The sequence below is a fragment of the Nocardioides sp. P5_C9_2 genome (genome assembly GCF_054049555.1).
This window is the reverse complement of record NZ_JBFUMD010000147.1, coordinates 1-7,718: the sequence shown is the minus strand read 5'-3', so window position 1 is coordinate 7,718 and position 7,718 is coordinate 1. Positions and strand designations below refer to the sequence as shown.

General features: G+C 69.7%; 4 protein-coding genes and 1 pseudogene. All 5 read right to left on the bottom strand.

Going from position 1 to position 7,718, the window contains the following annotated elements; translation table 11 throughout:
* On the bottom strand, positions 1-2,279 hold a 2,279-nt coding region (locus ACXJKL_RS09460), incomplete at its 3' end, for a GcvT family protein (protein ID WP_457206810.1).
* Between the two features lie 133 nt (positions 2,280-2,412).
* Positions 2,413-4,125 (bottom strand): BCCT family transporter, encoded by a 1,713-nt coding sequence (locus ACXJKL_RS09455; protein ID WP_457206809.1) that lies wholly within the window; start codon positions 4,123-4,125, stop codon positions 2,413-2,415.
* Positions 4,126-4,225: 100 nt separating this feature from the next.
* Positions 4,226-5,215 carry an ABC transporter substrate-binding protein gene (locus ACXJKL_RS09450; RefSeq protein WP_457206808.1) on the bottom strand — a complete coding sequence of 330 codons (990 nt, stop codon included), beginning with the start codon at positions 5,213-5,215 and terminating at the stop codon, positions 4,226-4,228.
* 42 nt (positions 5,216-5,257) lie between these two features.
* Positions 5,258-7,312: an ABC transporter permease gene (locus ACXJKL_RS09445; protein WP_457206807.1), complete on the bottom strand. Its 2,055-nt coding sequence runs from the start codon at positions 7,310-7,312 to the stop codon at positions 5,258-5,260.
* Positions 7,309-7,718, bottom strand: a pseudogene (locus ACXJKL_RS09440) (glycine/betaine ABC transporter ATP-binding protein); the annotation flags it as partial. The pseudogene ACXJKL_RS09440 and the gene ACXJKL_RS09445, both read right to left, overlap by 4 nt.

The window sequence follows — 7,718 nt, the reverse complement described above, 5'->3', positions numbered from 1 at the left end:
GCCGAGGTGTGGTCGTCGACGGTGAGCATGCACAGGACGCTCGCCGGCGCCGCCCCCGACTCGAGCGCTGCCCGCTGGGCGAGGTAGGCCTCCTTGCCCACGAAGTCTGCCTGCTTGACCCGGGGCCGCTGCATGCCCGCCTCGAGGATCGTGCGCTCGCTGTCGAGCTCGGCGCCGTAGGCGCGGTAGCCCTTCTCGATGCGTCCGGTGGTGCCGTAGACGCCGATGCCTGCAGGGACCGCGCCGTGCGGCGCCCCTGCCTCGAGGAGCGTGTCCCACAGGTCCGCGGCCGACGCCATGGGGACGTACAGCTCCCAGCCGAGCTCTCCGACGTAGGAGATCCGGGAGGCGAGGACGGTGATGCCCTGGACCTGGATCTCGCGGCAGGTCAGGAAGCCGAAACCGGCGTCGGAGACGTCGTCGTCGGTCAGGGACGCCAGGATGTCGCGGGCCCGGGGACCCCAGATGCCGATCGTGGACACGTCGTCGGTGAGGTCCGACAGGGTCGTCGCACCGACGCCGTCCTGCGCGGCGGGGAGGTGCGCGGCGAACCAGGCGCGGTCGGCCATGCCGTGCGCGCCCCCGGTGACGACCCGGAAGTGGTCCTCGCCGAGGCGCATCACCGTCAGGTCGGAGCGGAAGCCGCCCTTGGCGTCGAGCACCGGCGTGTAGACGACCTTGCCGACGGCCACGTCGCACTGCGACACGCAGGTGCCCTGCACCGTGGCCAGCGCCCCCGGACCGGTCACGTCGAAGATGCAGAACGCCGACAGGTCGATGACCGCCGCCGCCTCACGCATCCGCAGGTGCTCGGCGTTGATGATCGGGCTCCACCAGCGCGCGTCCCACTCGTGCTCGCGCGGCATGACGGCATCGCCGTACGCCTCGAGCAGGTGCGCGTTGGACTCGTACCAGAAGGGCCGCTCCCAGCCGGCGGTCTCGAAGAACACCGCGCCGAGCTTCTGCTGCGAGGCGTGCATGGGCGAGAGCCGCTGGTCGCGGTCGGAGGTGTACTGCTCGCCCGGGTGGATGATGCCGTAGGTCTTGATGAACGACTCGGTGGTGCGCAGCCGGGTGTGCTCGCGACGCTTCTGGTGGGTGTGGAAGCGGGCGATGTCGCTGTGGTGCACGTCGATCTCGGAGTGGCCGTGCGTCATCCACTCGGCGACCGCGCGACCGACGCCCGGGCCCTCCTTGATCCACACCGCCGACGCGGTCCACAGCCCCGCGACCTCGCTCTCGCCCAGGATCGGGTTGCCGTCGCACGTCAGCGACAGCAGGCCGTTGATGGCGTAGCGCATCTCCGCCCCCTCGGCTCCGAGCAGCTCGGGCATCAGCTCGTAGGCCTGCTCGAGCTGGGGGTCGAAGTCGTCGGAGGTGAAGGGCATCTCGGTCGGCGACAGTTTGGCCTGCTCGATCGAGGGGATGTCCTCGGGCTCGTGCAGGATCGCGCGGTGGGCGTAGGACCCGACCTCCATGTCGGCGCCGTGCTGGCGCTCGTAGCAGAACGTGTCCATGTCCCGGACGATCGGGAAGGAGATCTCTCCCTCCCGCTCGGCCAGCTGCGGGCAGGGCCCGACGCTGATCATCTGGTGGACGGCCGGGGTCAGCGGGATGCTGATGCCCGCCATGTCGCCCAGCTGGGGGCTCCACACCCCGGCGGCGATGACGACGGTCCCGGCCTCGATGTCGCCGCCGCTCGTCCGCACCCGGGTGATGCGCCGCCGGCCGTGGTCGGCCTCCTCGGTGTCGAGGCCGGTCACCTCGACCGTGGGCACGACGGTCAGCCCACCGGTCGCGAGCGCCTGCTCGCGCATGATCGTGCCGGCCCGCAGGGAGTCGACGACCCCGACGCCGGGCGTCCAGAACGCGCCGATGAACTGGTCGGTCTCGATGAAGGGCACCTTCTCCTTGACGAAGTCCGGGTCCACCAGCTCGGCCTCGATCCCCCACGCCCGGGCACTCGACATCCGGCGCCGCAGCTCCTCCATCCGCTCGGGCGTGCGGGCGAGCTCGAAGCCGCCCGACCGGGTGAAGACGCCCATCTCCTGGTACTGGCGCACCGAGTCGAGGGTGAGGTCGGTGATCTCGCGCGAGTGGTCCACGGTGAAGATGAAGTTGGACGCGTGGCCGGTGGAGCCGCCGGGGTTGGGCAGCGCCCCCTTGTCGATCTGGACCACGTTGYGCCAGCCCAGTCGCGTCAGGTGGTGGACCAGGCTGTTGCCCACGATCCCCGCTCCGATGACGACGACGTCGGCGGCTGCCGGAACCTCTGCCATGGCCACTCCTGTTGCGTAGTGCGCAACGTGTTGCGCTATGTGCGTCCCCTGAAATGTACGCCGCCGCCCCGGAGCACTGTCAAGGGTGCTCGGGGACGGCGGCGGACGGCGGCCCGCGGGACGGGTCGCGGCCTCAGGCCTTCGACTCCTCCTCGGGAGTGCTGGTGACCACCTCGGGGTCCGCGCCGAGCGCGGCCAGGGCGACCGAGTGGTTCTCCACCGAGTCGTACTTCTGGGCGTGCAGCACGGCCTTGCGCACCCGCGAGGGGAGCGTCGACTCGTACGGCTCCTCGCGCAGCGCCTTCATCAGGGACACGCACATGGCGCAGATGACCAGCATGAAGGGCCCCGCCACGATGATCACCAGGGTCTGCAGCGCCCCGAGCCCGCCGGAGAACAGCAGCACCGCGGCCACCGCGCCCTGCGCGACGCCCCAGAAGATCACCAGCCAGCGCATCGGGTGCTCCTCCCCGTGCTGGCTCAGCATCCCCATGACGATCGAGGCCGAGTCGGCGCCGGTGATGAAGAAGATCGCGACGAGGAACACCGCCAGCACCACCGTGACGGTCGACAGCGGGTACTCCCGCAGCGTGGCGAACAGGGCGCTCTCGGTGCCCTCGTTCGCGAGCACGGCACCGAGGTCCTTGGCGCCGGAGAGCTGCAGGTCGAACGCCGAGCCGGCCAGGATCGAGAACCACACGAACGACACCACGCTCGGCACCAGGATGACGTAGATGACGAACTGCCGAATCGTGCGCCCCTTGGAGATGCGGGCGATGAACATCCCGACGAAGGGCGTCCAGGAGATCCACCACGCCCAGTAGAAGATCGTCCAGGTGTTGAGGAACTCGCTGCCGCCGAAGGCCCCGGTGCGGAACGCCATCGTCGGCAGGTGCGTCAGGTAGCCGCCCAGCGACTCGGTGAAGGTGCTGAGGATGAAGACCGTAGGGCCCACGACGAAGAGGAAGAAGACCAGCAGCAGGGCCGCGATGGCGTTGGCGTTGGAGAGGAACTGCACGCCCTTCTCGATGCCGGTCACGGCGGAGAGCACGAAGCAGGTGGTCAGGACCGCGATCACCACGACGGTCAGCCACTTGGACTCACCGGTGGCGAACACGTCGTCGAGGCCGCCGGTGATCTGGAGGGCGCCCAGGCCCAGCGAGGTGGCGGAGCCGAAGAGCGTCGCGAAGATGGCGATGACGTCGATCGCCTTGCCGGGGCCCTCGGTCGCGCGGCGACCCAGGAGGGGGCCGAACGCGGCCGAGACCAGGTTGCCGGTGCCCTTGCGGTAGGCGAAGTAGCCGATCGCGAGGCCGATCACGGCGTACATGGCCCACGGGTGGAAGCCCCAGTGGAAGAAGGCGTACTCCATCGCGACCCGGGCACTGTCGGGGGTCGACGGGTCGCCCCGGCCCGGCGGAATGCTCGAGGCGTCGGTCGCGGTGAGGTAGGTCAGTGGTTCGGCGACGCCCCAGAACATCAGGCCGATGCCCATGCCGGTCGCGAACATCATCGAGACCCAGGAGAAGGTCGAGAACTCCGGCTCGGAGTCATCGGGACCGAGCCTGATGTTGCCGTAGCGGGTCACCGCCAGGTAGGCCGAGAAGAGCAGGAACGACGCACTGACCAGGATGAACAGCCAGCCGAACGTGGTCTCCAGCCACGCGAGCAGCTCGCCGGTGGTCGTGCCCATGCCCTCGGAGTCCACCGCTCCCCAGACCAGGAAGGCCGCCACGAGGGCGSCCGCGACCCCGAAGGTGACCTTGTCGAGCGGCGGGTGCCCGGTCGACCGGGGGTGCTGCCCGTCGCCGGGTGCCGCAGCGGTCTCGGAGGTGGTCTGGGCCATGTCCTGCTCCTTGTCGAGGCGGAGAGGTTGCGCCCTCCGCAACAAGAGGCGGAGGGCGCAACTACTGTGCCGTGTGACCCGGGTCACGTCAAGCGGTGGCCTACGACAGCCAGGCGTCCACCTTGTCCGGGTTCTCGTCGACCCACTTGGCCGCGGCCTCCTCCGGGGACATGCCGTCGGCGGCGATGTAGCCGGCGACGACGTTCTGGTCGTCGTTGGTCCAGGTGAAGCTCTTGACCAGGTCGACCGCGGTGGAGTCGGACTCCGCCCAGTCGGTCGAGACGACCTTCTTCAGCTCGGTCTCCGGGTAGTCGCACGCGACGTCCTGGGGGTCCGCCTGGCAGCCGTCCTCGTAGGGCGGCAGGGCGACCTTCTCCAGAGGCACCTCGGCCATGAAGTACTGCGGCTCGTAGAAGTAGCCGATCAGGAACTCCTTGTTCTCCTCCGCCTTGCGGAACGCCTCGATGCTGGCGGCCTCCGAGCCGGAGAAGACGACCTTGAAGTCGAGGTCGAGGTTGCTCACGATGGCCTCGTCGAACTGGACGTACGACGGGTCGGCGCCGAGGAACTGGCCCTTGCCGTCGGACTCCGACGTCGCGAAGTCGGCGGCGTACTTGTCGAGGTTCTCCCAGTCCAGGATGTCGGGGTGCTCCTGCGCGAGCCACGGCGGGACGTACCAGCCGATGATGCCGACGTTGCCCTGCGGACCGAAGTCCGTCGCGGTGCCGTCGCCCTCGCCCTCGAAGAACTTCTTCTCCAGGTCCGGGTGCCCCCAGTCCTCGATCACGACATCGACCTCGCCGGTGCCGAAGCCCTGCCAGGAGACGTCCTCCTTGAGCTCCTTGTACTGGACGTTGCACCCGAGCTCCTGCTCGGCCACCGTGCCGACGACGTAGGCGCTGGCCTCGTAGCCGACCCACGGGTTGACGGCCATCTGGAGGTCCCCGCACTCGCCGCCGGCCTCGGCGGCCTGCGACTCGTTGGCCTCGGTCGCCTCGTTGACGGACCCCCCGCCGCAGGCGGAGAGCGCCAAGGTGGCGACGGCGGCCAGAGCCCCCAGCCGGGGCCCCCGGCTTCTGGCAATCCTCATGATGCTGCTCCTCATCTCCTGGTGAACACACTCTGGACGGACCTACCGGGGCGGCCCGATCGGCAACCGGGTGTGGAAGGCGCGACGCGGGCCGGGCCCGTCGTCGCGGCGCACCTCGGCGGCGGCCCGGGTGATCCGGTCGAGCATCACGCCGAGCAGGACGATGGTGATCCCGGCGGCGGCCCCCTTGCCCCAGGCCTCGCTGCGGGAGAAGCCGTAGACGACGTCGAACCCGAGCGCGCCGGCGCCCACGAGCCCGCCGATGACGGTCATCGACAGCACGTAGAGGAGGCCCTGGTTGGTGGCGAGCACCAGCGATCCCTTGGCCATCGGCAGCTGGACCTTGGTGATCTCCTGCCAGGTCGTCTGGCCGGTCGAGCGGCCCGCCTCGATCGTCGTCGGCGAGACGCCCTTGACGCCGTCCRCCACCAGCTTGATGGCCGCCGGGGCGGCGTACACGATGCCGGCCACGATGGCGGTGAAGCGGGACGGGCCGAAGAGCGCGAGCACGGGGATCAGGTAGACGAACGGCGGGATCGTCTGGCCGGCGTCCAGCAGCGGGCGGATCCCGAGGTCGAACCGGTGGTCGCGCGCCATCCAGACCCCGAACACCAGGGCCAGGACCATCACCAGCACCGTGGCGACCAACGTCATGGTGAGGGTGATCATCGCGTCGTGCCACAGGTCGAAGAAGTAGATCCCGACGAGGCAGACGAGGGTGGAGCCCAGGGCGCGCACGCCGCCGAAGACCAGCGCCAGGGCGGCGATCCCGACGAAGGAGACGTACCAGGGCGACTCGGCCAGCAGCGACTGCATCGGGTTGAGGAGCCAGGTGGTGACGACGTCCTTGAAGGCGCCGGTGATCCCGCCGAAGGTGGAGGTCACCCAGTCCATGACGTCGTTGACGCCCGTGGCGATCGTGTCGCCGACGGTGTAGACCGGGAACTCGGCAAGGCCGAGGTAGGTCCGGGACAGGTAGATCGCGACCAGGGTCCCCACCCCGCCGACCCCGAGGAGGATGCGGCGGGTCCGGACGTTGCCGCCGCCACCCCGCGCCACCCGCTCCGCGCGCTCGCTCGCCGCCGTGGTGGTGCGGTCCAGCATCACGGCCATCACCACGATCAGCACGCCGGGCACGAAGGCGGCACCGACGTCGTTGATGCGCAGCCCGGCCAGGACGGGCTTGCCGAGTCCCGGGCCGTCCACGAAGGCCGCCAGGGTGGCCATCGAGAGCGCGGCGAGCGTGGTCTGGTTGAGGCCGACGATGATGGTCTTGCGGGCCATCGGGAGCTGCACCTTGAGGAGCCGCTGCCAGTAGGTCTGGCCGGCGGAGTCGGTGGCCTCGATGGTGGTCGTCGGGACCTCCCGGATCCCGAACCCGGCGATCCTGACCAGGGGCGGGAGGGCGTAGATCATCGTGCTCACGACTGCCGCGCTGACCCCGATGCCGAAGAAGAGCACCACCGGGAGCAGGTAGACGAAGGTCGGCATGGTCTGCATCAGGTCGAGGAAKACGGTGATGATCTTGTTGGCCCGGGGGCTGGTGCCCACCAGGACCGCCAACGGCATCCCGATCACGACCACGATCGCCACCGAGATGCCGGTGACGATGAGCAGGTCGAGCGAGTCCTGCCAGAAGCCGAGGACGCCGAAGGAGAGGAACGACAGGCACACCAGGATCGCGATCCGCCAGCTGGCGATCACGAGACCGATGTACGTCGCGATCGCGACCACGCCGAGCCAGCCGATCTCCGGCACCGGGCGCGGCGGGTTCGGCACGACGATCATCCGCTGCACCCAGTCGAAGGCACTGCGCAGCTGGTCGGAGATCGCGTTGGTGAACTGCATGACCGGGTTGGTGTCGCGGCTGGCGAGCAGCTGGTTGTTGATCTCGGTGAGGTTGTCGTGCAGGTCGGTGCGCGCGACGCCGGGCAGCGCGAGGGTGTCGGTGCCGTCGGTGAAGTACCAGACCACGATCCAGACGGCGATGATCCCGGCGGCCGGGATCCAGCGACTCACCCTGCGTCGCTCGGGGACGGGCGGCTCGGCCCCGGGCTCGACCGGTGTCCGGGCCGGCGGCGCCGCGGTGGTTGTCACCCCTCCTCCTCGGCCACGACCACGCGCATGATGTCCTCCTCGTCGCAGACGCCGAGCAGCGTGTCTCCGTCCATCACCCGGATGGGGTGCTCGGAGGCGATGGCGGCCCGCGCCGCCTGCCGCACGATCGTGGTGACGGGGAGCGACGGGCCCGCCAGCGACTCGCCCGGCCGGGGCTCGCGCATCACCCACTTCAGGGTCAGCACGTGCGACTTGGGGACCTCGGAGACGAAGTCCTTCACGTAGTCGTCGGCCGGTCGGGCCACCACCTCGTCGGGCGTGCCGATCTGCACGATCGCCCCGTCGCGCATGATGAGGATCCGGTCGCCGAGCTTGAGCGCCTCGGCGAGGTCGTGGGTKATGAACACCATCGTCTTGCCGAGCTCGCGGTGCAGCCGGATCACCT